The 22,419-nt window shown below is 71.5% G+C and carries 18 protein-coding genes; 10 read left to right on the top strand and 8 right to left on the bottom strand.

Annotation, left to right across the window (positions count from 1 at the left end):
- Positions 1-44 precede the first annotated feature (44 nt).
- Entirely contained in the window at positions 45-974 is a 930-nt protein-coding gene (locus SM447_RS24575; protein WP_474575221.1) for an LLM class F420-dependent oxidoreductase, read from the top strand.
- A gap of 49 nt (positions 975-1,023) precedes the next feature.
- On the opposite strand, the gene SM447_RS24570 is transcribed toward SM447_RS24575, so the two are convergent.
- A complete protein-coding gene (locus SM447_RS24570; RefSeq protein WP_474575220.1) occupies positions 1,024-1,440 on the bottom strand; it encodes a hypothetical protein in 417 nt (138 codons plus the stop codon).
- A 58-nt stretch (positions 1,441-1,498) separates the two neighbouring features.
- Between SM447_RS24570 and SM447_RS24565 the strand changes: the two genes are divergently transcribed.
- Together SM447_RS24565 and SM447_RS24560 are read left to right on the top strand one after the other, a co-directional pair.
- Entirely contained in the window at positions 1,499-2,734 is a 1,236-nt protein-coding gene (locus tag SM447_RS24565; protein WP_474575219.1) for a D-arabinono-1,4-lactone oxidase, read from the top strand.
- 71 nt (positions 2,735-2,805) lie between these two features.
- Positions 2,806-3,360, top strand: coding sequence for a Uma2 family endonuclease (locus SM447_RS24560; RefSeq protein ID WP_474575218.1), 555 nt, complete (start codon positions 2,806-2,808; stop codon positions 3,358-3,360).
- Positions 3,361-3,371: 11 nt separating this feature from the next.
- On the opposite strand, the gene SM447_RS24555 is transcribed toward SM447_RS24560, so the two are convergent.
- Entirely contained in the window at positions 3,372-4,511 is a 1,140-nt protein-coding gene (locus SM447_RS24555; protein WP_474575217.1) for a site-2 protease family protein, read from the bottom strand.
- Between the two features lie 482 nt (positions 4,512-4,993).
- Between SM447_RS24555 and SM447_RS24550 the strand changes: the two genes are divergently transcribed.
- Positions 4,994-5,983, top strand: coding sequence for a Gfo/Idh/MocA family protein (locus SM447_RS24550; RefSeq protein WP_474575216.1), 990 nt, complete (start codon positions 4,994-4,996; stop codon positions 5,981-5,983).
- Entirely contained in the window at positions 5,980-7,236 is a 1,257-nt protein-coding gene (locus tag SM447_RS24545; RefSeq protein ID WP_474575215.1) for a glycosyltransferase, read from the top strand. Before SM447_RS24550 ends, SM447_RS24545 begins: the two co-directional genes overlap by 4 nt.
- Here the strand turns inward: SM447_RS24545 and SM447_RS24540 are convergent.
- Genes SM447_RS24540 through SM447_RS24530 form a run of 3 tightly spaced genes read right to left on the bottom strand, consistent with a single transcriptional unit; the run spans position 7,209 to position 10,638 of the window.
- The gene (locus SM447_RS24540; RefSeq protein WP_474575297.1) at positions 7,209-8,441 is read right to left on the bottom strand and encodes an MFS transporter; all 1,233 of its coding nucleotides are present in this window, start codon (positions 8,439-8,441) and stop codon (positions 7,209-7,211) included. The genes SM447_RS24545 and SM447_RS24540 overlap by 28 nt on opposite strands.
- On the bottom strand, positions 8,441-9,571 hold the full coding sequence (locus SM447_RS24535) for a glycosyltransferase family 4 protein (RefSeq protein ID WP_474575214.1): 1,131 nt from the start codon (positions 9,569-9,571) through the stop codon (positions 8,441-8,443). The genes SM447_RS24540 and SM447_RS24535 overlap by 1 nt, the downstream gene beginning before the upstream one ends.
- Complete coding sequence (locus SM447_RS24530; protein ID WP_474575213.1) at positions 9,568-10,638, bottom strand: 3-dehydroquinate synthase family protein; 1,071 nt, start codon at positions 10,636-10,638, stop codon at positions 9,568-9,570. Before SM447_RS24530 ends, SM447_RS24535 begins: the two co-directional genes overlap by 4 nt.
- A 563-nt stretch (positions 10,639-11,201) precedes the next feature.
- Here SM447_RS24530 and SM447_RS24525 point away from each other — a divergent pair.
- Positions 11,202-13,301 carry a prolyl oligopeptidase family serine peptidase gene (locus SM447_RS24525; RefSeq protein ID WP_474575212.1) on the top strand — a complete coding sequence of 700 codons (2,100 nt, stop codon included), beginning with the start codon at positions 11,202-11,204 and terminating at the stop codon, positions 13,299-13,301.
- A gap of 135 nt (positions 13,302-13,436) precedes the next feature.
- On the opposite strand, the gene SM447_RS24520 is transcribed toward SM447_RS24525, so the two are convergent.
- Complete coding sequence (locus tag SM447_RS24520) at positions 13,437-14,279, bottom strand: L,D-transpeptidase (RefSeq protein ID WP_474575296.1); 843 nt, start codon at positions 14,277-14,279, stop codon at positions 13,437-13,439.
- A gap of 259 nt (positions 14,280-14,538) precedes the next feature.
- Entirely contained in the window at positions 14,539-15,987 is a 1,449-nt protein-coding gene (locus SM447_RS24515; RefSeq protein WP_474575211.1) for an alpha-amylase, read from the bottom strand.
- Between the two features lie 255 nt (positions 15,988-16,242).
- Between SM447_RS24515 and SM447_RS24510 the strand changes: the two genes are divergently transcribed.
- The 4 genes from SM447_RS24510 to SM447_RS24495 all read left to right on the top strand — a co-directional run bounded on the left by SM447_RS24510 (position 16,243) and on the right by SM447_RS24495 (position 21,072).
- Positions 16,243-18,021 (top strand): ferric reductase-like transmembrane domain-containing protein, encoded by a 1,779-nt coding sequence (locus SM447_RS24510; RefSeq protein WP_474575210.1) that lies wholly within the window; start codon positions 16,243-16,245, stop codon positions 18,019-18,021.
- Entirely contained in the window at positions 18,018-19,484 is a 1,467-nt protein-coding gene (locus tag SM447_RS24505) for an NADH-ubiquinone oxidoreductase-F iron-sulfur binding region domain-containing protein (RefSeq protein WP_474575209.1), read from the top strand. The genes SM447_RS24510 and SM447_RS24505 overlap by 4 nt, the downstream gene beginning before the upstream one ends.
- Positions 19,485-19,546: 62 nt before the next feature.
- Entirely contained in the window at positions 19,547-20,134 is a 588-nt protein-coding gene (locus SM447_RS24500; RefSeq protein ID WP_474575208.1) for a TlpA family protein disulfide reductase, read from the top strand.
- On the top strand, positions 20,134-21,072 hold the full coding sequence (locus SM447_RS24495; RefSeq protein WP_474575207.1) for a cytochrome c biogenesis CcdA family protein: 939 nt from the start codon (positions 20,134-20,136) through the stop codon (positions 21,070-21,072). Before SM447_RS24500 ends, SM447_RS24495 begins: the two co-directional genes overlap by 1 nt.
- Positions 21,073-21,129: 57 nt before the next feature.
- Here SM447_RS24495 and serS read toward each other — a convergent pair whose 3' ends face one another.
- Complete coding sequence (gene serS, locus SM447_RS24490; protein ID WP_474575206.1) at positions 21,130-22,410, bottom strand: serine--tRNA ligase; 1,281 nt, start codon at positions 22,408-22,410, stop codon at positions 21,130-21,132.
- Positions 22,411-22,419 lie beyond the last annotated feature (9 nt).

Below are 22,419 nucleotides of genomic sequence, written 5' to 3'. Positions count from 1 at the left end.
AGCGTCGCCGAGCGCTGCGGTCGGCGGCTTTCTATGCTCGACCCATGGAACTGCGGATCTTCACCGAACCCCAGCAGGGCGCCAGCTACGACGACCTGCTCGCCGTGGCCCGCCGTACCGAGGAGACCGGCTTCGGCGCCTTCTTCCGCTCGGACCACTACCTCAAGATGGGTTCGGCCAGCGGCGAGCCCGGCCCCACCGACGCCTGGACCACCCTGGCGGGGCTGGCCCGCGACACTCGGAGCATCCGGCTCGGCACGCTGATGAGCGCCGCGACGTTCCGGCTGCCCGGCCCCCTCGCCATCACCGTCGCCCAGGTCGACCAGATGAGCGGCGGACGGGTCGAGCTGGGCATCGGCACCGGCTGGTACGACGCCGAACACCACGCGTACGGGATTCCCTTCCCGCCGCTGGGGGAGCGGTTCGACCGGCTGGATGAGCAACTGGCGGTGATCACCGGTTTGTGGCGCACCCCGTCGGGCGAGACGTTCGACTTCACCGGCCGCCACTACCAGGTCGCCGACTCGCCCGCGCTGCCCAAGCCGGTTCAGCGCCCGCACCCACCGATCCTGCTCGGTGGCAAGGGTGCGAAACGTACGCCGCAGCTCGCCGCCCGCTACGCCGACGAGTTCAACCTGCCGTTCGTCTCGATCGACGAGACGGTCGCCCAGTTCGAGCGGGTCCGCGCCGCCTGCCTCGGCATCGGTCGCGACCCGGAGGAGTTGACCTGGTCCAACGCGCTGGTGCTCTGCTGCGGGCGGGACGACGCCGAGGTCCGGCGACGGGCGGACGCGATCGGCCGGGAGCCGGACGAACTGCGTGCCAACGGGCTGGCCGGCACCCCCGCCGAGGTGGTCGACAAGATCGGACAGTACGCGGAGATCGGCAGCCAGCGCCTCTACCTCCAGGTGCTCGACCTGGCCGACCTGGACCACCTGGACCTGGTCGCCGCCGAGGTGATGCGGCAGCTCTGACTCCGGCAGATGTGGTGCGGCTCTGAGCCGACGCGATGCGGCCGGCCGGTCAGACCCGGTGCTCGTCGCGCAGCACGGTGTCCAACCGGCCGTCCCGGTCGCGGTCGATGTAGGTGACGTCCGGCAGCCCGTCGCCGTCGAGATCGAACTGCACCACGTCGGCCACACCGTCGCCGTCGAAGTCCGTGACCACCTGGACGGAACCGTCCATGTGCCGGGTCACGATCGACCGGGCACCGCCCTCGACCCGAGGCGGCGGGCCGGGGGTGGGCGGTGGCGCCGGCACCGGTTCCGGGGCGGGGCTGGGCTGCGGGTCCGGCTGGCTCGCCCACGGACCGGCCTCGGCCCAGCCGGCCGAGGCGCCGGCGGGGCCGCTGGCCGGCTCCACGCCACTGCCGGCCGGGTCGATCTCCTCCTCGGAGGGGTACACGTCGCCGCGAGGGGCGGGATCACGGTAGCTGCTCATCGGCGTAGGGTTCCCCGACGGAGCCGGCGGTAACCGCCGGCGGGGAGAGGGGGTCGCTGTGTCGACGCACCGCAACTGGGCCGGCAACGTCGAGTACGCGGCCCGGGCCCACCACCGGCCGTCCTCGACGGACGAGCTGCGTCAGCTGGTCGCCGGCAGCGACCGGATCCGGGCGGTGGGCAGCGGGCACTCGTTCAACCGGCTCGGCGACACCACCGGCGACCTGGTCACGCTCGCCGGACTGCCGGTCGGGGTGCGACTCGACGAGCAGCGGCGGGTGGTGCACGTGCCGGCCGCGCTGCGCTACGGCGACCTGGCCACCTGGCTGCACGAGCGGGGGTACGCGCTGGCCAACCTCGCCTCCCTGCCGCACATCTCGGTGGCCGGCGCGGTCGCCACCGGGACGCACGGCTCCGGCGAGGCCGTCGGCAACCTGGCCACCGCCGTCGCCGGGCTGGAACTGGTCACCGCCGCCGGTGACCTGCTCACCGTGGACCGCACCGACCCCGACTTCGCCGGCATGGTGGTCTCCCTCGGCGCGCTCGGCGTGGTCACCCGTCTCACCCTGGACGTGGTGCCCACCTTCGAGGTGCGCCAGTACGTCCGCCTCGACCTGCCCCGGGAGGCGTTGGACCGCGCATTCGCCTCGGCGTACAGCGTCAGTGTCTTCACCGACTGGCGCTCCACCCGCGGCACCCAGGTCTGGCGTAAGCAGCTCGCGGACCAGCCCCCGCCACCGGCGGACTGGCTCGGCACCACCGCGGCCGACCGCCCGTGTCATCCGGTGCCCGGCATGGCGGTGGTCAACTGCACCGAGCAGCTCGGCGCGCCCGGCCCCTGGCACGAGCGGCTGCCGCACTTCCGGCTCGGTTTCACGCCGAGCAACGGCGACGAGTTGCAGTCCGAGTACCACCTGCCCCGGGCGGCGGCCGGCGAGGCTCTCGCCGCGCTGGACGAGGTGGCGCACCTGATCGCCCCGGTCACGCAGATCAGCGAGCTGCGTACCGTCGCCGCCGACGAGCTGTGGCTCAGCCCGCAGTACGGCCGGGACAGCCTCGCGGTGCACTTCACCTGGGTGGCCGACGCGACGGCGGTGCTGCCGGTCGTCGCCGAGGTCGAGCGGGCGCTGGCCCCCTTCGCCCCGCGTCCACACTGGGGCAAGGTCTTCACGATGCCCACCGAGGCGATCGCCGCCACCTACCCCCGCTGGGCCGACTTCGCGGCCCTGCTGCGCCGCCTCGACCCGCACGGCAGTTTCCGCACCGCCGAACTCGACCGCCTCTTCCCCCGCTGACCCGCCCACGCCCCGCACCGGCCCGGCGCGGCCCGGTGAACGTTTCTACGCACCGAACTAGGATGGGGGCTATGAGCGCTGAGGCCGTCGGCATGCACATGCCCGCCGTCGTGACGCTCGACGACGTGGCGGCGATGAACGCCGCCGACGTGAACGGTCATCGCTACGAGACCAGCCCCGAGGGGGTCCTGTCGGTCATGCCGCCGCCCGACTCGGAGCACGCGATGATCGCGAGTCGCCTGTTCGCTTGGCTGATCATGGCGGGCTGGCCGGCGGAACAGGTGCTTCAGGCCGTCGGCGTACGCATCCCCGGACCGGACGGAAACGGTGGCAGGATTCCGGACCTCAGCGTCTGGCGTAAGCCGCCACGGCGTGGGGTGTGGGCGACGGTGGCGGACGTCGCGCTCGTGATCGAGATCGTGTCGCCCGGTTCCGAGGCGATGGACTCGGTGACGAAGGTCCGCGAGTACGCCTCGGCGGGAATTCCCCGGTACTGGGTCGTGGACCGGGACGGTGCGCAGACGGTCACGTTGCACGAACTCGGCGGCGAGGGGCGGTACGTCGAGCAGGCCCGTATGCCGTTGGCCTGGCTGCTCCAGACCGCGCCGGCCGACCATCTCGACTGAGGCACCCGGCGTCAGCGGCCGGTGGTGAGCTGGTCGCGCATGCTGCCCCGCTGGACGGCACGGCTGATGTCGCTGGGGGAGACGATGCCGACGAGGCGTCCCTCGGTGACCACCAGCGCCCGCCCGTCGGCGCAGTCGCTGAGCCGGGGCAGCAGATCGGTGAGCGGCTCGTCCGGTGAGGCGAGCACCAGGTCGTCGGCGCGGCAGGCCACCGCCTCCAGGGTGGTGCTGCCCCGCTGGTCGGACGGCACGCCGCGGACCCGGTCGAGGGTGACCAGGCCGACGGGCCGGCCGTCCTCGATCAGCGGCAGCGCCGTGTGCCGGTACGCGAAGAGGTAGTTGTCCACGAAGTCGGCCACCGTCATCTCGCCCGAGGCGGTCTGCGGCTGCGGGGTCATCACGTCGGCGACCCGGAGGCCGCGCAGCGCGTCACCCACCCGGGCCTGCCGTTCCTCCATGGTGGCCGCGCCGATCAGGAACCAGCCGATCAGCGCCAGCCACAGCCCGCCGACGCCGGCGCCGGTGAGGAACCGCCACAGCCCGAAGCCGATCAGCGCCAGGCCGAGGATCCACCCGGCCCGGGCCGCCACCACCGTGGCGCGGGTCCGGTCGCCGGTGGCCTTCCACACCGCCGCCCGCAGCAGCCGTCCGCCGTCCAGCGGTGCCGCCGGCAGGATGTTGAACACGGCGAGCAGCAGGTTGATGCCGGCGAGCCAGGCCATCACGCCCAGCAGCAACCCCTGCACCCCGGCGAGGGAGAGCAGCATCGCGACCGCACCGAAGAAGACGCCGATGATCAGGCTGACCAGCGGCCCGACGCCGGAGATGCGCAGCTCGGCACCGGGGGAGCGGGCCTCGCCGCGCAGTTCGGCGACCCCACCGAAGAGCCACAGGGTGATTCCCTGCACGCCCAGGCCGTTGCGTTTGGCCACCACGGCGTGGGACACCTCGTGGGCGAGCAGGCCGAGGAAGAAGACCACCGCGGCGGTCAGCCCGGCCAGCAGGTACGCGACCACGGACCGGTCCGGGTACGACGCGGGGAACAGGTTGGCCGACAGCCCCCACCAGATCAGCGCGAAGATGACCAGGACACTCCAGTTGACCCCGACGGGTACGCCCACGATCCGGCCGAGCCGGAAACTCGCCCTCATGTGTCGGTCATACCCCGGTAGCCCGTTTCCATACCAGGGCCGAGGGTCACCGGTTGACGCTGAGCGTCGGAGCGGGCCGCTCGCCCGGCCGAGTCGACTTCCTCCGGCCGTGGCGCGCGGTCCCGCGACCACGTTCCGTAAACGATGAGAAACCCGTTGGCGATCAGGTGCCCGACGGTCGGACCCGCCGGCACGGACGGTGACGCGACGCGCGCCCGCATCAATGCGGCCCGGTGTGCCGTACTTCCACGTATCTCGATGCGCCCCTTGCGATTATCGAGACCTCCTCGTAACATTCTGCTGGGTTTTGGTCGGTGTTGGTTCGTACACGGGGGATTTGCCATCTTGACAGCGAGGGAATTCGGCGCTGGCGCTTTCTGGTCGTCGTCGGTGGCCGATCCAAAAAGGCCGTTGACCGATTCATGTCGCCCCGGCCCCAGGTCGCAGGGTCCGGTCGTTCGATGAGTGTCCGATGGGGTGTGATGAGCACCGCCGCGATCGCGGTCGAGCACGTGATTCCCGCGATCCAGCAGACAAGCGGGTGCGCGGTCGTGGCCGTGGCGAGTCGGACGGAAAATCGGGCTGCGGCGGTGGCGCGCCAATTCGGAATCCTCCGGAATTACGGTTCGTACGCCGATCTGCTGGCCGATCCGGAGGTCGATTGTGTCTATCTGGCATTGCCCAACTCCATGCATGCGGAGTGGGCGATCCGGTGCGCCGAGGCCGGAAAGGCGGTGTTGTGTGAGAAGCCGATGACGCTGACTCTCCACGACACGAGACGGGTTGTACGCGCCGCTGAGCAGTGCGGCGTGTTGCTGACCGAGGCCTTCATGTATCGATATCACGCGCAGTTCCGCTGGCTACGTGACCTGCTGAAGGGCGGCGCGGTGGGCGAGGTGCGGTCCATCCGCGGTTCCATCGGGTTCCTCATCGGGCCGCCGCCGAACATCCGCCTGGAACGTGATCTCGGCGGTGGCGCCCTGCTCGACGTTGGCTGCTATCCCCTCGACGCGATGTGCCTGCTGTTCGATGCGGCACCGACGTCGGCGGAGGCGATCGCGTTCCAGGCGGGCGGAATCGACCACACCTGCGCGGCCGTGCTGACGTTTCCCGGTGACCGCCTCGGTGTCATGGATGCGACCTTCGGGCTGCCGTGGTTGCAGGCCCCGTTGGAGATCGCCGGCACCGAAGGGGTGGTGCGGCTCGAAGACGCGTACAACCCGGGCATGCGGCACTGCCGGGCAACGCTGACCCGGCACCGGGGCGAGCCGGAACGCGTCGAGTTTCCCGGCATGAACATGTACCAGGCGATGGTCGAGTCGTTCAGCCGGTCGTACTCGACCGGGGGAGCTGCCGAGTTCGGCCCCGCGGCCTCCGTGGCGACGGCGACGGCGAGCGATCTCGTCCGGCAGGCCTTCGAGGCGCGCTCCGCCGTTCGGGTCGGCGGTTCCGTGGGGAACGCAGGCGAATGAGCCCGCTCGTCTCGGTGGTGATTCCCACCTACAACCGCGCCTCCGAGCTGGCGCGTAGCTTGTCCTCGCTCGCCGGGCAACGTACGCCGATCGACGACTTCGAGGTCGTCGTCGCCGACGACGGCTCGTCGGACGGAACCGCCGAGGTGGTCCGCGCCTTCGCGACCCGGCTCAACCTGCGCTACCACTACCAGGAGGATCAGGGCGCCCGCGCCGCCGAGGCCCGCAACGCGGGAGCCCGCCTGGCGACCGCCCCCATCCTCGTGTTCCTCGACGCCGGCACGGTGGCGGGCCCCGACTTCGTCCGGGGGCACCACGGTCTGCACGAGGACGCTGGCTCCGCGTCGCGTGCCGTGATCGGCTACACCTACGGCTACCGCCCATTCGACCCGACTCCCGGGCTGGCGGATGCGGTGGCGGCCCTGACGCCGGAGAAGGTGCGGGCGCGGTACGGCGACGATCCGAGCTTCCTGGACACCCGACATCGTCAGTTCGCCATGGTCGACTTCGATGCGAACGCGCTGGCGCTGCCGTGGATCATGTTCTGGAGCATGAACATGTCGGTACGCGCCGACGACTTCTGGCACGTCGGGGGTTTCGACGAGGGCTATCGAGGCTGGGGAGTGGAGGATCTCGACCTCGGGCTGCGGTTGTACAAGCACGGGACGCGCTTCGTGGTCGGCCGCGAGGCGTGGGCCATCGAGTACCCGCATCCGCGCAATCCGGCCGCCAACTCGGCCAGCGTCACCCGGAACGCGCTGCGGATGCTCGGCAAGTTCCCGGAGCCGGCCCTGGAGCTGAACTGGGCCTGGTTCGCCACGGGGGACTGGCTGGTCGAGGAGGACTCGCTGGATCTGCATCGGCGTTACCAGAGCCTGGTCGACTGGCAGCAGCAGTCCCGTGGCCTACGCGTCGACGGCGTCGTCGACGCGGCCGTCCGCGAGATGCCGACCGGGTCGAGCGTCGCCGTGTTCGGCTGCGGAGCCACGGTGCCGGCGTCACTACCGACCGGCACCCTGGTCGACTTCGATGCGGAGGTGCTGGCAGAGGCGGCCCGCGACCGGCCGCACCAGACTCATCACGCGTTGGGCCTGCGTACCCCGATCCGGGACCAGTCGGTCGACCTGGTGGTCATCACGCCGAGGCTGCACGGCATGTGGGACCGGTACGGCTCGCAGATCCTCGCCGAGGCGCACCGCGTCGGTAGGTCGGTGCGCGACTGTTCTCAGGATCGTCCCTCGGCCACCTGGTGATCGGTTCGCGGGTTGCCGGGAGCGTCGACCCCGGTCATGATCCCCGGCTCCCGCGACAACACCGCGACGGCCGCCGCCACGAGCGCCGCTGCCGCCAGGACGGTGCTGCGCACCCCGAGCGCGGGAAGCAGCACCGCACCGACCAGCGCTCCCACCGCGACGCTGGCGTTGAAGACGGCGCTCAGCCCGGCGGACGCGATGTCGGTGCGCCCCGGTGCCACGTCCAGCACGCGATTCGCGAGCGCAGCGATCATCACGAACATGCTCGCGCCGGAGAGCGCCAACAACCCGATCACGGCCGGTGGATAGCTGCCGAGCACGTGGAACCCGAACAGCGACAGCGCCAGCAGGGCGGTCGGAACCACGAGTGCGGGGCCCGGCCAGCGTTGCAGCAGGGCCCCGCAACAGGCCACCGCGACCACACCGGCCACGCCTCGGACGAACAGCAGCGGACCGATCGCGCTACCGGAGAACTCGCTCACCTCAAGCAGGAACGGCACCGTGTAGGTGGTCGCGACCGACAGGCCCGCGACCGCCAACGCGGTGGCGGCCAGCAGGACGGCGTACCTGCGGGCGTCCGGGGTTGCCGCCCGTGCCGCGTGTCCCTCCTCGGGCGCGGTCGCCGGTAGCAGCATGGCGACGGTGACCAGCGCGACCAGGCCGAGACCGGTCAACGTCAGGAACGCGGCGCGCCATCCGGCCCACTCGCCGAGCCAGGCACCGGCGGGCACACCGAGCACGGTCGCGACCGAACTGGCTCCGAACACCACCGAGACCACCCGCCCTCGCACCCGGGGCGGGAAGAGCCCGGCGGCGGTGACCACCGCCACCGACCAGAAGACCGCGTGTGCCAGCGCGCTGGCTATCCGGCTGACCAGCAGCAGTTCCATGCCCGGGGCGAGGGCGGCGGTCAGGCTCGCCAGCACGAACACCGCCAGCAGGATGGAGAGCAGGCGGCGCCGGGGAACCCGTCGCGCGGCCCGGGTCAGTGGCACCGCGACCGCTGCGACGGTCAGCCCGTACCCCGTGACCAGCAGGCCGATCGCGGACAGCGACGTGTCCAGATCGGTGGCCATCAGGGTGAGCAGCCCCGCCGGCAGGTTCTCCGAGACCACGAAGCAGAACGTGGCGACGGTGAGCGCGGCGAGTCCGGAGACCGCGGTGGTTCGGGACCAGGCCGCAGCGACGGGCGCGGCGTCCGGCATCAGGCGCACCGCTCCAGGATCTGCTCGACGTGCGCCTCGTAGGTGTGGTGCCGCTCGACATGCCCACGCAGCGCGGCGGCCGCCGCGCGGAGTTCCGGCAGGCGGCGCAGCGAGTCCTCGATGGCGTGCCGTAGCGCGTCGGCGTCCCCGACGGGGACGATCCGGCATGCCGGCGAGACCGGCACCTGCTCAGCCAGCACCTCAGAAACGATCACCGGCTTGCCCATGACGAGCGCCTGGGCGAGGGCACCCGACGCGCCGCCGTAGTCGCTGAACTCCGGCTGGTACGGGAAGACCGTCAGGGCGGCGTCGGCGATCACCTGGTTCAGTCTCTCGCGCGGAATCCAGCCGGTCTCCCACTCCACCCGGTGCCGCGGGTGACGAGCGTGTATCCGCGCCACCGTCTCCTCGTACTGCTGACCCACGATGCGAAGTCGCTGACCCTCGGGAAGCGCCGACATCAGCAGATCGATGCCCTTGTCCGCACGGGCGCTGCCGATCGAGAGCACGTAGGGGTCCTCGTCCGGCGGTGCGGATGCCGGTCCGAACCATTTGGCGACCTCCGCTCGCGTCGCGGTCGGCCAACCGGTGCGCAGCAGCCTGCGGGAGTCGACGAACTTCGCCGCCAGCCGTTCGGCGGCGGGCGAGTGCACCACGAACAGGCCGGAGGGTGCCAGGTCGCGGATGATGTCGGCGACCGGCCGCTGCGGAGGGAACCGGTCGGTCAACCCGGTGGTGAAGTAGCCGGGACGGTGCAGCGAGAGGACCTGGCGCAGCCCGATCTCCGGGGCCGGCCAGGCCGGATAGTTCTCGTCGAAGTAGCAGTCGACGAAGACCGTCACGCCACGGGCGGCGGCGCTACGGCAGGCGGCGGCGAGGTTGTCGGGGGTGACCAGCCGGGAGTACGGCAGCTTGACGGCCCCGGAGCCGGGCGAGACGCCTTCTGCCGGGTGGTGCGCGACCCGCTCGTCAAGGCGATGCTGCGACAGGTAGCCGGTCGGACAGTGCAGCTGGACGGGCTCCGCGTCACCGGTGAGCTCGGCTGCTGCGTTCGCGAGCCCGACGATGAAGTCCGGGTGGTGGCCGAGCACGGTGTCGGTGAAGTCGTCGAAGAAGGCCACTCCGGTCACCGCGACACCGCCCCGTCGAACCGGGCGTGGTCCATCTCGGCGGCCTCGTCGCGCGTGACGACCCGGTCGAGGGCGGACAGGATCAGCTCGATCGGTACCGCGGTCAGCGGTCGGCCGTTGCCGTCCGTGACCGGCGTGCCGAGCGCCTTCAACAGGACCATCGGGACCTCGCCCGGCCGGCAGCGCAGATATCCCCGTTTGTTGTCCCTGGCCAGGACCGACCGCAGTTGGTCGTGGCCCAACCGGCCCGGCCCGGTGGTCGCCGGCGGCATCCGCAACAGGCGCACCGCCCGGTAGTGGTCGTCCACCTCGCGGTCGCTGAGATGTCCCAGCTCGCGGCTCACCTCCGCCGCTACCAGCATGCCCCAGGCGACCGCCGCGCCGTGGTTCACCGCACCGGCCGACACGAACTCGATCGCGTGCCCCATCGTGTGGCCGTACTCGAAGATCAGCGCCGCCCGCTTCTCCCGAGGGTCCTCATCCAGATACGGAATCTTGGCGGAGAGTCCGAGTTCGAGCAGGCTGAGCAGCGACTGCACCGGCTCTTCGGGCAGCCGGTGCAGCGCCCGTTCCAGCGTCAAGCGTTGCCGCGGCAACACCGCCAGCATGTTCTTGACCATCTCGGCGAGGCCGGTGAGCGTCTCGTCGTGCGGCACGGTGGTCAACCACCGCAGGTCACAGCCGATGAGCGAGGGCGCATGGTACGTGCCGCAGAGGTTCTTGCCGCCGCGGAGATTGACCGCCTGCTTCACGGAAAGCACCGAATCGAAGGCCGCCACCGGGGTCGTCGGTAGGTGAACCAGCCGGATTCCCCGCATGAGCAGCGCCGCCGCGAGACCGGCGACGTTACCGACCATGCCGCCGCCCATGCCGACCACGACCGTACGCCGGGTGGCGCCCATCGCGACGGCGCGTTCCAGGATGCGCTCCACGAGAGAGAAGGTCTTGTGGTTCTCACTGGCCTCCACGGTGAAAGTGGTCACCGCAGCCAGGTCGGCCAGCGCCCGCCCGATCGGTTCGGCGTGCGCCGTCACCCGACTGTCCACGACGAGGAGCAGCGAGTCCATCGCGCCGAGGTGAGCCGAGAACGCCTCGGCAAGTTGAGAGGCGCAGTCAACGCCGTAAAGGTAGGGAACCGGACTGCCGTCGAGAGGGATCTTTCGTTCGCGCACCGAGAGTGCCTTCCGCGAGGGGTTCATCGTCGGTTGTGCACAGACGCTCGTCTTCTGCGGGCATGAGGAGGTTCTACGTGCGGGCCTGTCGGCGCTCAGTTCCGCCTACCGCCGGCCGGGGCGCGCCGTCGCCTGCACCGCCTCCGCGATCAGCGCGTCAGCAGGCTGGACCGCCGGATTCAAGGACGATCGGAGGCCTCAGGGGCGGCAGAGTGCCGCTCGGGCTGAGCAATCCGGCGACTGTCGCAGCGGTACGGCATCCATGACTTCCCCCGTTGACGTGACCGTAACGTCTCGGCGTCGAGTCCCCCATCGGTGCCCGCGCGGGACCGAGAATAGTCGATCTATGTACATGTGTCGAACGTCGGCTGCTCCGGGTCGACGTGATCCGGACGTCAGTCGCCATGTCGACAGCGGCCGGCTGAGGCATCGCGGCGGTCGTCGGCCATAGTTCGAGGGTGGCGACGTCGACCGATGACAGCGAAGACCCGTACCTCTGGCTCGAAGACCTCGATGGCCCGCAGGCCGCGGGGTGGGTCCGGGAGCGCAACGACGAGGCCGTCGCGGCGCTGACCGGAGGGCCGGGGTTCGCCACCCGGCAGGCCGAGATCCGGCAGGTGCTCGACGCGGACAACAGGATTCCGTACCCGGCCTGGCGCGGCGACGGCTTCTACTACGACCTCTGGCGCGACGCCGCCCATCCGCGCGGACTGTGGCGGCGTACCACGCCCGACCAGTACCGCCGCGCCGCGCCGGAGTGGGACGTCCTGCTCGACCTGGACGCGCTGGCCGAGCGGGAGGGCGAGAACTGGGTCTGGGGCGGCGTGACGACGCTGCCGCCGCAGCACCGGCGTTGCCTGGTCAGCCTCTCCCGGGGCGGCGCGGACGCGGTGGTGGTACGCGAGTACGACCTGGCTGACCGGGCTTTCGTGGCGGACGGGTTCACCGTCGCGGAAGCCAAGACCGACGTCTGCTGGATCGACGCCGACCACATCTGGATCGGCACCGACCTCGGGCCGGGGTCGTTGACCGACTCCGGCTATCCGCGTCTGGTGCTGCGCTGGCGACGGGGCACGCCGCTGACCGAGGCCGACGTCGTCTACGAGGTCTCCGGCACGGACGTCGGGGCGTACGGCTGGCGTGACCTGACGCCCGGGTTCGAGCGCGACTTCGTCACGCGCAGCGTCGACTTCTACCGTTCGGAGAGCTTTCTGCTGACCGGGGCCGGGGCCGGGGCCGGGGCCGGGGAGCGGATCCGGATCCCGGTGCCCGAGGACGCCAACTGGGACGTGCACCGGGAATGGTTGCTGGTTCGGCCACGTACGCCGTGGCCGGTGGCTGGCGTCACCCACCCGGCGGGTGCGCTGCTGGCGATCCCGATCGACGCCTTCCTGGCCGGGGACCGGGACTTCGATGTGCTGTTCGAGCCGGACGACCGGACCTCGCTCAACGGGTACGCCTGGACCCGCAACCACCTGATCCTGACCACCCTCACCGATGTCCGTAGCCGGCTGGAGGTGCTCACCCCCGGCGAGGGCGGCTGGCGGCGTGGACCGCTGCCGGGGGTGCCGGCGGACGAGGAGGGCTGCCTCGTCGAGACGGACCCGGACCGCGACGACGCCTACCTGGTCGCCTCGGAGGGCTTCCTCCAGCCGGCCACGCTGCGGCTCGGGCGCATCGGCGGCGGCGTCGAGACGCTGAAGCGGGCACCGGCGTTCTTCGACGCCGACGGTCTGGCGGTACGCCAGTTCTTCGCCACCTCCGCCGACGGCACCCGGGTGCCGTACTTCGTGGTCGGGGATCCGGCCGCGCCCGCCGCGCCCACGCTGCTGCACGGCTACGGCGGTTTCGAGGTGTCGCTGACTCCCGGCTACGGCGGGATCATCGGCCGGGGCTGGCTGGCCCGGGGCGGCACCTACGTGGTGGCGAACATCCGAGGCGGTGGCGAGTACGGCCCACGGTGGCACCGTGCCGCGCTGCGCGAGCACCGACCGAAGGCGTACGCGGACTTCGCGGCGGTGGCCAAAGATCTGGTGAGCCGGGGCATCACCACGCCGGCCATGCTGGGCGTCGAGGGCGGCAGCAACGGCGGCCTGCTGATGGGGGTGATGCTGACCCGCTATCCGGAACTCTTCGGTGCCGTGGTCGCGAACGTCCCGTTGCTGGACATGCGCCGCTACCATCGGCTGCTGGCCGGTGCCTCCTGGCTGGCCGAGTACGGCGACCCGGACGACCCGCAGGACTGGGCCTTCCTGCGGGAGTACTCGCCGTACCACAACGTGCGTGCCGGGGTGCGGTACCCGCCGGTCCTCTTCGTCACCTCGACCCGCGACGACCGGGTCCATCCGGGGCACGCCCGCAAGATGACCGCCCGACTGCGCGAGCACGGCCACGACGTCTTCTACTACGAGAACGTCGAGGGCGGGCACGGGGCGGCAGCCAACAACGAGCAGCGGGCCTTCATCGAGGCACTGACCTTGGAGTTCCTCTGGTGCAAACTCGACTCCTCGCAGGTGGTCCCACCTAGCCAGAGCATCCGGGCTAGAGCCCTGTTGTGATCGAGTCGATCCGGCTCCACAACAGCCATCCCGCTGCACCGGCGGCGACGGAAGCAGCGAGGAAGACCGGCCACGACTTCTCCGACTTCCGGTACCCGAGACGTACGGCGGACGGCTGGCTCTCCGACTGCGGACTCAGGCCGTTGGTGGTGGGGTGGGCAACTCGTCGACGACGACCACCGGGGTGCCGGGGCGTACCTTCTCCAGTAGCAGGCGCTGGCCGCTGGCGGTCAGTCGGATGCAGCCGTTGGTGGTCTGCTGGCCCAGCTCGCCGTCGTGGTACCAGGTGTGGATGCCGATGTGTGCGCCGCGCAGTCCGGCCGGCACCGAGTCCAGGTCGTCGGGGATCGAGCCGAGGGCGTAGATGTCCACCCCGCCGTACACGGACTCCGGTGGCGGGGTACGGCCCAGCACGAAGGTCCGGCCGAGTGGGGTTTCCTGGCCGCGTTGACCGAGGCTGACCCGCCAGGACCGTTGGGCGGTGCCGTCGCGGTACCAGGTGAGCCGGAACGGTGTCCGTTCCACCACGATCTGGTCGCGCAGCGCGACGGTGCGGAAGCCGCCGGGTGGCAGCCAGGCGAGCTTGCGGTTTGCGGAGGGGAGCAGCACCGCCGTCCAGCCGGACTCCCGGCCGGCGATCGGCACGGTCAGCTCCACCCCGCTGATGGTCGGCATCAGGAAGGCCAGCGGTCGGCCGCCCGGCGCGTCGTACGCGGCGAGCTTGCGGGTCGGATGCAGGCCCCGGGTCAGCGGGGTGGTGTCGAGGGTGTCCGGGTCGTCGGGGAAGCCGGCGGGAGCCGGATCGTAGTCGATCTCCGGCAGCCCGGCCGGTGCCGGCCTGGCGGGCAGCACCCGCTCGGTGCCGGCGGGAGGCGGTACCTCCGAGGTCGGCGCCACCGCCACGCCGGCCGGCTCGGCGACCGTTGCCGGCCCGGGCGCGGGGGTCAGCGCCCATCCGGTGTACGCCGCCCCACCCATCAGCACGGCCAGGCCCGCTCCGACGGCGACCCCCCGCCGCCCCCGAAACCCCAAACCCCCCAAAAACCCCACCCGCCCACCCTAACCCCAAACCTCCCAAAACACTCCCAAACCCCCCGGCCAACCCCCACCCCTCACCCATCCCGCCGGCTGATCATGAGGTTATTGCCCGTATTCCTGGGTGAAAGTGGGCAATAACCTCATGATCAACGCGTCGAGGGTGGGGTGGGGTGGGGGGTGGGTGGGGGTGGGGTGGGGGTTAGGGGAGGCGGGCGGATAGGTGGAGGGCTATGGCGTCGTGGGCGGGGATGTTGGCGGCGAACCAGCCGTTGGCGTCGACCGTGATGACCGGGCCGGAGCAGGTGCCGTTGGCGAAGGTGCCGTGGATGACGTCGCAGTAGCGGCCGGCCGGCAGGCCGGTGTAGTAGGAGCGGCCGTTGATCGCGAAGTCCTCGTCGTTGATGGTGAGGTAGCCGCGGCCGGTCCGGCTGAAGGCGATGTGGTTGTTGCCGTTGTCGTACCAGTTGCTGACCCCGGCGCCCTCGGTGGCGTTGCGGAAGCCGACCATGTTCGCGATCACCGGCCAGCGGTGCTCGCACTCCCAGCCCGAGTAGCAGACGGTGTTGAGCGTCTTGTTGTTGCCGTCGGAGGGCGGGCCCGCGTCGCGGGCGCTGAAGGTGTAGCTCGACATCACCGTCGGGGAGCCGTACGGCCAGGCCAGCATGAACGCGTTCGCGAGGGCGTAGATGCCCCGGTCGCGGTAGGTGAGCACGCCACCGTCGTCGCGCTGCGTGTCGTGGTTGTCCACGAAGACCGATGACACGTTGCTGGGCAGGTGCCCCCAGCCCTCGCCGAAGTTGCGCAGGTACGCCAGCCGCTCGGAGCGGAACACCCGGGCCAGGTCCTTGCCGTAGCGGAACTCGTGCACGTCACCGTTGCCGGTGTACTCGTTCGGCGTGATCGGCTCGCCCGCGCCGTAGATGACCTCCTGCACGATGTACGCCGGTCGGTTCAGTCGACTGAGGATGTTGGCGATGTCGGCGGCTGGCATGTGCTTGCTGGCGTCCAGCCGGAAGCCGTCCACGCCGAGCGACAGCAGGTCGTTCAGGTACGCGGCCAGCCGGGAACGGACGTAGTCCGAACCCGTCTTGAGGTCGGCCAGGTTGACCAGCTCGCAGTTCTGCACCTCGTACCGGTCGTTGTAGTTGACGATGTCGTTGTTCCCGTTGCGACCGCAGTAGTGGAAGTCCTGCGCCTGGTAGATGCCGGGGTAGACGTGGTGCTGGAAGGTGGAGCCGGCCCAGCCGGTGCCGCCGCCGGACTGTCCGGACATGTGGTTGACGACCGCGTCGACGATCACCTTGACGCCGGCCGCCCGGCAGGTGTCGACCATGGACTTGAACTGGGCACGGGTGCCCTTGCGGGACTCGATCCGGTAGCTGACCGGCTGGTAGGCCACCCACCACTGGTTGCCGCGTACGTGCTCCTGCGGTGGGGAGACCTGGACGTAGCCGTAGCCCTTCGGGCCGAGCGTGCTGGTGCACTCGCTGGCGACCGAGGGCCAGTTCCACTCGAAGAGGTTGGCGATGACCTTCTTGCCACCGCTCGGGGCGGCAGCGGCGGGGGGTGTGGTCACCACGCCGGGGGCGAGGAGGCCGACGATCAGGGCGAGGGCGACGATCGCCGGGCGGAGTCGACGTCGATGCATCGGATGCTCCAGGGGTGCCGGGGGACGGGGGAGGTGAGGCGGTTGCCCGGATCTTGCAGCCGGGACTGAAAATTTCCGAAAGGTTACAAGCTCGTTTCAATGACTGTCAATGCATCGACGTGGGTGGCCGGCGGCGCGGCCGTTACACGCGCCCGGCGGCGGGACGGTTCGACAACTCGTCGAGATTTTTTCTTCTGACACTGATCCGACCGGAGCCGTGCTGCGTACTGGAGTGGGGAACAGGGTCGGCCGGCGGTGCGCCGCCGCGAGACGATCGAGGAGCAGATGGCCCGGGCTACGCAGAACGAGAAGACTCCTGCCGTCCGTACCAGCAGCAGCAGTCGAGGCATCCGCGTCTGGTCGCGCGGCCAGATCCTGGCGCTCTCCGCCTCCGGGCTGGCCGCGCTGTGGGCGCTGACCATGCTCACCGGCGCGGGCCAGAAGATGTACGCGATGGGCTTCTTCTTCACCGAGTTCTTCGCCGGCGTGATCGCGCTGGTCGCGCTGAGCCTGACGGTGATGATGGGGCTGCTCGCCACCGACCGGCTGGTGCTGCTCATCCGGCACCGGGTGCTGTTGCAGTCCGCGCACCGGGCCACCGGCGTCCTCGGCGTGGCCGGCCTGGGCTTCCACGTCATCACGAAGATCGCCAGCGGCCGGGCGGGGGTGACCGACGCCGCCGTGCCGTTCGTCGGTGGCCGGGGCCTCTACGTCGGGCTCGGCACCATCGCCGCGCTGCTCATGGTGGGCGTGCTCTGGACCGGCATCATCCGGGCCCGGTTCGCCGACGTCGGGCCGAAGTGGGTGTGGCGGGCGCTGCACTCCATGGCGTACGTCTCCTGGCCGTTCGCCATCTTCCACGGTCTGCTCGCCGGCCGCCCGCCCGCCACCTGGGTGGGACTGAGCTACTTCGCGTGCGTCCTGCTGGTCGTGGTCGCCCTGATGGTCCGGCTCTCGGTCACGCTGCAACGACGCAGTCGCGAGCAGCAGCAGGCCGCCGCCCTGAACGAGATCATGACCGGCAGCAAGTCCACCGAGGAGACCCTCGGCAAGAACCTGCTCGGCACGCTGACCGGCCGCCGGGGTGCCGCGGACGACGGCCGCGAGAAGCGGGTCCGCCGCGACACCAGTTGGGCCGACAGCACCTCCGGCACCTGGGCCAGCCCCACCATCCGCCGCAACGACCCGGAGCGGTTCACCGTGCCGGTGGTGCCCGAGCCGGGCACGCTGCGCGAGCCGGTGCGGCCCGGCCGGGACCGCCTCGACGAGGAGTTCGAGCCGGTCGTCCGGCGTGCCTCGCGTCGTGACGAGGAGGAGTTGGAGCGGGTCGTGCGCCGCGAAACCGAGGTGCTGGAGCCGGTGACGCGCCGCCGCCGCGATGCCGAGCCGACCGGCCGGCGGTCCCGGCGGGACGAGGAGCTGGAGACCACCGGCCGGCGTTCCGCGCGGGTCGAGGAGGATCTGGAGCCGGTGGCCCGTCGGTCGCGGCGCGACGAGGAGCCGACCCGTCGCCGGTCGCGGCGCGACGAGGAGCGTGAGCCGGTGGGCCGGCGCGCGGCCCGTCGCGACGAGGACATGCTGGAGTACGAGGAGCCGACGCGTCGCCGTCGCCGCGACGACGACGAGGAGTACGGCCGCTCCCGCCGCTCCGAGGCCGCCAGCCGGTACTCCGCACCGCCGCAGCGCGCGGTGGACGAGCCGGAGGAGCCGTGGGACAGCCCGCGTCGGTGGGAGTCGGCCGGCCCGATCTCCGGTGCGCCCATCTCCGGCTCGCCGATCTCCGCCGCGCCCCGCAGCGGCGGTGGGCGGCACAGCGCCGAGGACGACGTGCCGGAGGCGGAGACCGACTACTGGCGCCCGCCGGCGCGGTACGCCCCGGACGACGCGGCCGACGACGACACCCCCACCCTGGTCGACCTGGCCTCCCGGCGGGCCCGCCGGGCCTCGTCGGCGGAGAGCCGGCGCCGCCGCAAGGCCGACCCGGACTCGGTGGACGGTGCCTACTGGGCCGGGCTGCGGGGTGAGGCGAAATGACGATGCGTACCACCGTTCCACCGGTGGCCGCCGTCGGTGAGCCCCGGCTCACCGCCGGGTTCGCCGAGTTCGGACGTCTCGACCTGCGTGCCCACGAGATGGTGCACGGCCCGATCAGCCCGATGGAGCCCTCCGCGTTGCTGCGCCTCGCCGACGGCGTCCAGCTCAAGGGCAAGGGCGGTGCTGGTTTCCCGTTCGCCAGGAAGCTGCGGGCGGTGCTGGAGTCCTGTGAACGCCAGGATCTGCCGCCAGTGGTGGTGGTCAACGCCACCGAGGGCGAGCCGGCCAGCTGGAAGGACAAGGTGCTGCTCACCCGGGCCCCGCACCTGATTCTCGACGGCGCCGCCCTGGCCGCCTTCGCGCTGGACGCCGAGGAGATCGTGCTCTGCGTGGCCGACGACCTGATCGGCCGGGACTCCCTGATGGAGGCGCTGGACGAGCGCCGGATGCCGGCACCGACCAGTGTCGTGACGGTGCCGCACCGCTTCATCAGCGGCGAGGGTGGCGCGCTGGTGAACGGGATCAACGGGCTGCCGCACATCCCGCCCGGCACCAAGAAGCGCTCCAGCGACTCCGGGGTCGGCGGGCTGCCGACGCTGCTCTCCAACGCCGAGACGTACGCCCAACTGGCCATCGCCGCCCGGCTCGGCCCGTACGAGTACGCGGCGCTCGGCACCGACGAGGAGCCGGGAACCGTGCTGCTCAGCGTCACGGGTGCGGCGGAGCGGCACGCCGTGGTGGAGTGCGCGGCCGGCACCCCGCTGGCCGAGATCCTCGAACTCTGCGAGGTGCCGGACGGCCCGGGCATCCTGATGGGCGGCTACCACGGCAAGTGGATCACCCGGGAGGCGGCCGAGAAGGCCGAGGTCTCCCGCAAGGGGCTCGCGGCGGTCGGCGGCACGCTCGGCGCCGGCATCATCGTTCCGCTCGCCAACGACACCTGCCCGCTCGGCGAGGCCGCGCAGGTGGTGCGCTACCTGGCCGGCGAGTCCGCCGGCCAGTGCGGCCCGTGCAAGCGGGGACTGCCCGACCTGGCCCGCGCCGTCGATCTGGCGGTCTCCGGCAGCGCGCCGGTGGAGGTCGTCCGGGCCGCCGCCGGCGACGTCAAGGGCCGCGGTGCGTGCAGCCACCCCGACGGTACGTCCCGCTTCGCGCTCTCGGCGATGGAGGTCTTCGCCGAGGACCTGAAGAAGCACACCACCGGCGAGGGCTGCGGCCGTCGGGTCAAGGGGCTGATGGGCCTGCCCGGCGCGCCCGATCCCGACCCGAAGAAGCTGGTCCTGGACTGGTCCCGATGCGACGGGCACGGTCTCTGTGCCCACGTGGTGCCGGACTTCATCCGGCTCGACCAGAACGGATACCCCGCCTTCCCGCCCACCCCCGTGCCGACCTGGTTGCGGGAGGGCGCGGTGAAGGCGGTCAAGGTGTGCCCGGCGCTGGCGCTGCGGTTGACAGAGGCCTGAGCCCGCCGCCGGTGGCAGCGCGGCTGCCCGGGTGGCGGCCGAGCGAACCGAAGGAGACGCGGATGGGGTCGGTTTCAACGACGGGTCGGTCCACCGGGGTGGTCACCGTGGCCGCGCTGCTCGCCGCCGTGCTGGCCACCGCCGGTTGTGGCACCGGTCCGGGCGCCGAGGCGGCCCCGCCGGCCACCGGACCGGCGGCGTCCACGGGTGACGCCGCGCCACCGTCGACCGGGCCGACCGGCCCGGTGCCGGAGACCCTCCGGTTCACCGGTACGACCCTGGACGGTGCGGCCTTCGACGCCGCCACCCTGGCCGGTCGGCCGGTGGTGCTCTGGTTCTGGGCGCCCTGGTGCGCCACCTGCGCCAGCCAGGCGTGGACGGTCGCCGAGATCGCCCCCGGGTTCCGGGACACCGTGCCGATCATCGGCGTCGCCGGGCTCGGTGAGCGCAAGGCGATGACCGACTTCGTCACCGAGTTCGAGTTGGGCCCGGTGCCACAGATCGAGGATCGTGAGGGGGTGCTCTGGCGGCGCTTCGAGGTCGTCGAGCAGAGCACCTTCGTCATCATCGACCGGGACGGCCGGGTGATCCACCAGGGCTTCCTGGACGGTGAGGACCTCACCCGCCGGGTCACCGCCCTGGCCGCCTGATGGAGGCGCCGCTGCTGCTCGCGCTGACCGCGGGCATGCTCGGCGCGGTCAACCCGTGCGGCTTCGCGATGCTGCCGGCGTACCTGTCGCTGCTGGTGGCCGGGGCCACCGACACCCGCGGTGCCGTCGGCCGGGCGCTCACCGCCGCCGGTGCGCTCACCCTCGGGTACGTCCTGGTGTTCGGCGCCTTCGGGCTGGCGCTGGCCCCGGTCGCCGGCTGGCTGCGACCCCGGCTGCCCTGGTTCACCGTGGGGCTGGGCCTGCTGCTGGTGCTGCTCGGCTGCTGGCTGCTGGCCGGTCGGCGGCTGCCGAGCCCGCGTCCGCTGGCCCGGGCGCCCCGGCTGACCCGGTCGGTTCCGTCGATGGTGCTGTTCGGCATGGCGTACGCGACGGCCTCGCTGGGCTGCGCCATCGCGCCGTTCCTGGCGACCGTGGTGACCAGCCTTCAGGCCGGCTCGACGGCGCGTGGGCTGGCGCTGTTCGGCGCGTACGCCCTCGGGATGGGGCTGGTGGTGGCGGTGGCCGCGCTCGGCGTGGCGCTGCTGCGCGGCGAGGTGGTGGCCCGGCTGCGCGGCGCCGGTGCCTGGGCACCCCGGCTCAGCGGTCTGGTGCTGCTGCTCGCCGGCGGCTACGTCGCCTGGTACGGCTGGTACGAGGCGCGGCTGGTCGCCGGCCGCCGGGACGCCCTCACCGACCCGCTGGTCACCACCGCCGCCGGCCTGCAACGCTGGCTGGCCGACGCCGTCGCGACCGCCGGCCCCACCACCCTCACCATCCTGCTCGCCGCCCTCCTCCTCACCGCCCTGCTGAGAAGGAAGGGCACCCTATTAACGCCTGCGGTAGAGAAAGGGCCCCTTATTAACAGCGAGCCGGCGCACATCGAGCGAGCGCGCACCGAGCGAGCGCGCACCGAGCCGGCGCGCAGCGCCGACGGCTAGCCGCGCCTGCCGGCGGGGTGGCGGTGTGCGCGCCGGCCGGGAACGCCAGCGGCCCGGTCAGCGAGGGGTGAGACGGTCGGTGCCGAGGCGGTCGCGGAGGACCTCGGGGACCAGGACCGAGCCGTCGGGCTGTTGGAACTGCTCCAGGATGGCCGGGAGGAGGCGGCTGGTGGCCAGGGCCGAGCCGTTGAGGGTGTGCACGAAGCGGGTCTGCTTGCCGCCCGGCTCGCGGTACCGGATCGCCGCCCGCCGGGCCTGGTAGTCACCGCCCCAGGAGACCGACGAGACCTCCTTGTACTTGCCGGTGCTGGGCATGAACACCTCGATGTCGAGGGTCTTGCGCATCGACGCGCTGGAGTCCCCGGCCGCGAGCAGGCTGCGCTGGTAGTGCAGGCCCAACCCCTCGACCAGGCTCTCTGCGTGGTTGACCATCTGCTCCAGCGCGGCGTCGGCCTGCTCGGGCAGGGTGAACTGGAAGATCTCCACCTTGTTGAACTGGTGTCCCCGGACGGTGCCCCGCTCGTCGGAGTGCGATCCGGCCGCCTCGCGGCGGTAGCACGGGGTGTAGGCGAACACCTTGAGCGGCAGCTTCGCGGTCTCCAGGATCTCGTCCTGGTACGCCCCGAGGATCGCCGTCTCCGCCGTCGGCAGCAGGAACTGACCGCGCGGTGCGGACTGCTTGTCGAGGTGATAGACGTCGTCGTAGAACTTGGGGAACTGGCCGGCGGCGAAACCGGCGGTGTCCAGCAGCAGGTGCGGCGGAAGGAGGAACTCGTACCCGGCCTCGATGTTCCGCTCGATCAGCCAGTTGATGAGCGCCCACTCCAGCCGGGCGCCCAGGCCGGTGTACATCCAGAAACCTGAGCCGCCGAGCTTGACGCCGCGCTCATGGTCGACCAGGCCCAGCATCCGGCTCAACTCGACATGGTCGCGGACCTTCTCGATGGCCGGCGGCTCCCGGAAGGTCTTCACCACCCGGTTGGCCTCCTTGCCGCCGGGCACCACGTCGTCGGCGGGCAGGTTGGGCAGCTCGCTCATGGTGGTACGCAGCCGCGCCTGCACCTCGTCGAGTTCCGCCTCCAGCTCCGCGACCTGCTTACGGCCGGCCTCGTCGGTGACCTGCGGCTCGACACCGGCCCGCTTCGCCTGCGCGTACGCCCGGGCCTCGGCCTTGCGGCGCTGGCGTTCCCCGTCGATCTCACTGATCAGCCGGCGGCGCTCCCGGTCGAGCTGCTGAATCTCCTCCAGCGCCCGGTCGACCTCGGCGGCGTCGAGCCGCTTCGCCAGCGCGGCCGCCACCGCGTCGCGATCCTTCCGGATCAACTCCATGTCGAGCATGCTGCTCCG

The organism is Micromonospora aridisoli (genome assembly GCF_056150025.1).
Note: the sequence above shows the minus strand (reverse complement) of the source record. Positions and strands in the feature narration are given on the sequence as shown.

Coding starts and splice junctions, on each gene's coding strand:
- SM447_RS24505 (WP_474575209.1), top strand. CDS start 18,018: ATGACGATGCGTACCACCGTTCCACCGGTGGCCGCCGTCGGTGAGCCC.
- SM447_RS24560 (WP_474575218.1), top strand. CDS start 2,806: ATGAGCGCTGAGGCCGTCGGCATGCACATGCCCGCCGTCGTGACGCTC.
- SM447_RS24575 (WP_474575221.1), top strand. CDS start 45: ATGGAACTGCGGATCTTCACCGAACCCCAGCAGGGCGCCAGCTACGAC.
- SM447_RS24545 (WP_474575215.1), top strand. CDS start 5,980: ATGAGCCCGCTCGTCTCGGTGGTGATTCCCACCTACAACCGCGCCTCC.
- SM447_RS24500 (WP_474575208.1), top strand. CDS start 19,547: ATGGGGTCGGTTTCAACGACGGGTCGGTCCACCGGGGTGGTCACCGTG.
- SM447_RS24515 (WP_474575211.1), bottom strand. CDS start 15,987: ATGCATCGACGTCGACTCCGCCCGGCGATCGTCGCCCTCGCCCTGATC.
- SM447_RS24555 (WP_474575217.1), bottom strand. CDS start 4,511: ATGAGGGCGAGTTTCCGGCTCGGCCGGATCGTGGGCGTACCCGTCGGG.
- SM447_RS24530 (WP_474575213.1), bottom strand. CDS start 10,638: ATGGACTCGCTGCTCCTCGTCGTGGACAGTCGGGTGACGGCGCACGCC.
- SM447_RS24495 (WP_474575207.1), top strand. CDS start 20,134: ATGGAGGCGCCGCTGCTGCTCGCGCTGACCGCGGGCATGCTCGGCGCG.
- SM447_RS24550 (WP_474575216.1), top strand. CDS start 4,994: ATGAGCACCGCCGCGATCGCGGTCGAGCACGTGATTCCCGCGATCCAG.
- serS (WP_474575206.1), bottom strand. CDS start 22,410: ATGCTCGACATGGAGTTGATCCGGAAGGATCGCGACGCGGTGGCGGCC.
- SM447_RS24520 (WP_474575296.1), bottom strand. CDS start 14,279: ATGGGTGGGGCGGCGTACACCGGATGGGCGCTGACCCCCGCGCCCGGG.
- SM447_RS24570 (WP_474575220.1), bottom strand. CDS start 1,440: ATGAGCAGCTACCGTGATCCCGCCCCTCGCGGCGACGTGTACCCCTCC.
- SM447_RS24540 (WP_474575297.1), bottom strand. CDS start 8,441: ATGCCGGACGCCGCGCCCGTCGCTGCGGCCTGGTCCCGAACCACCGCG.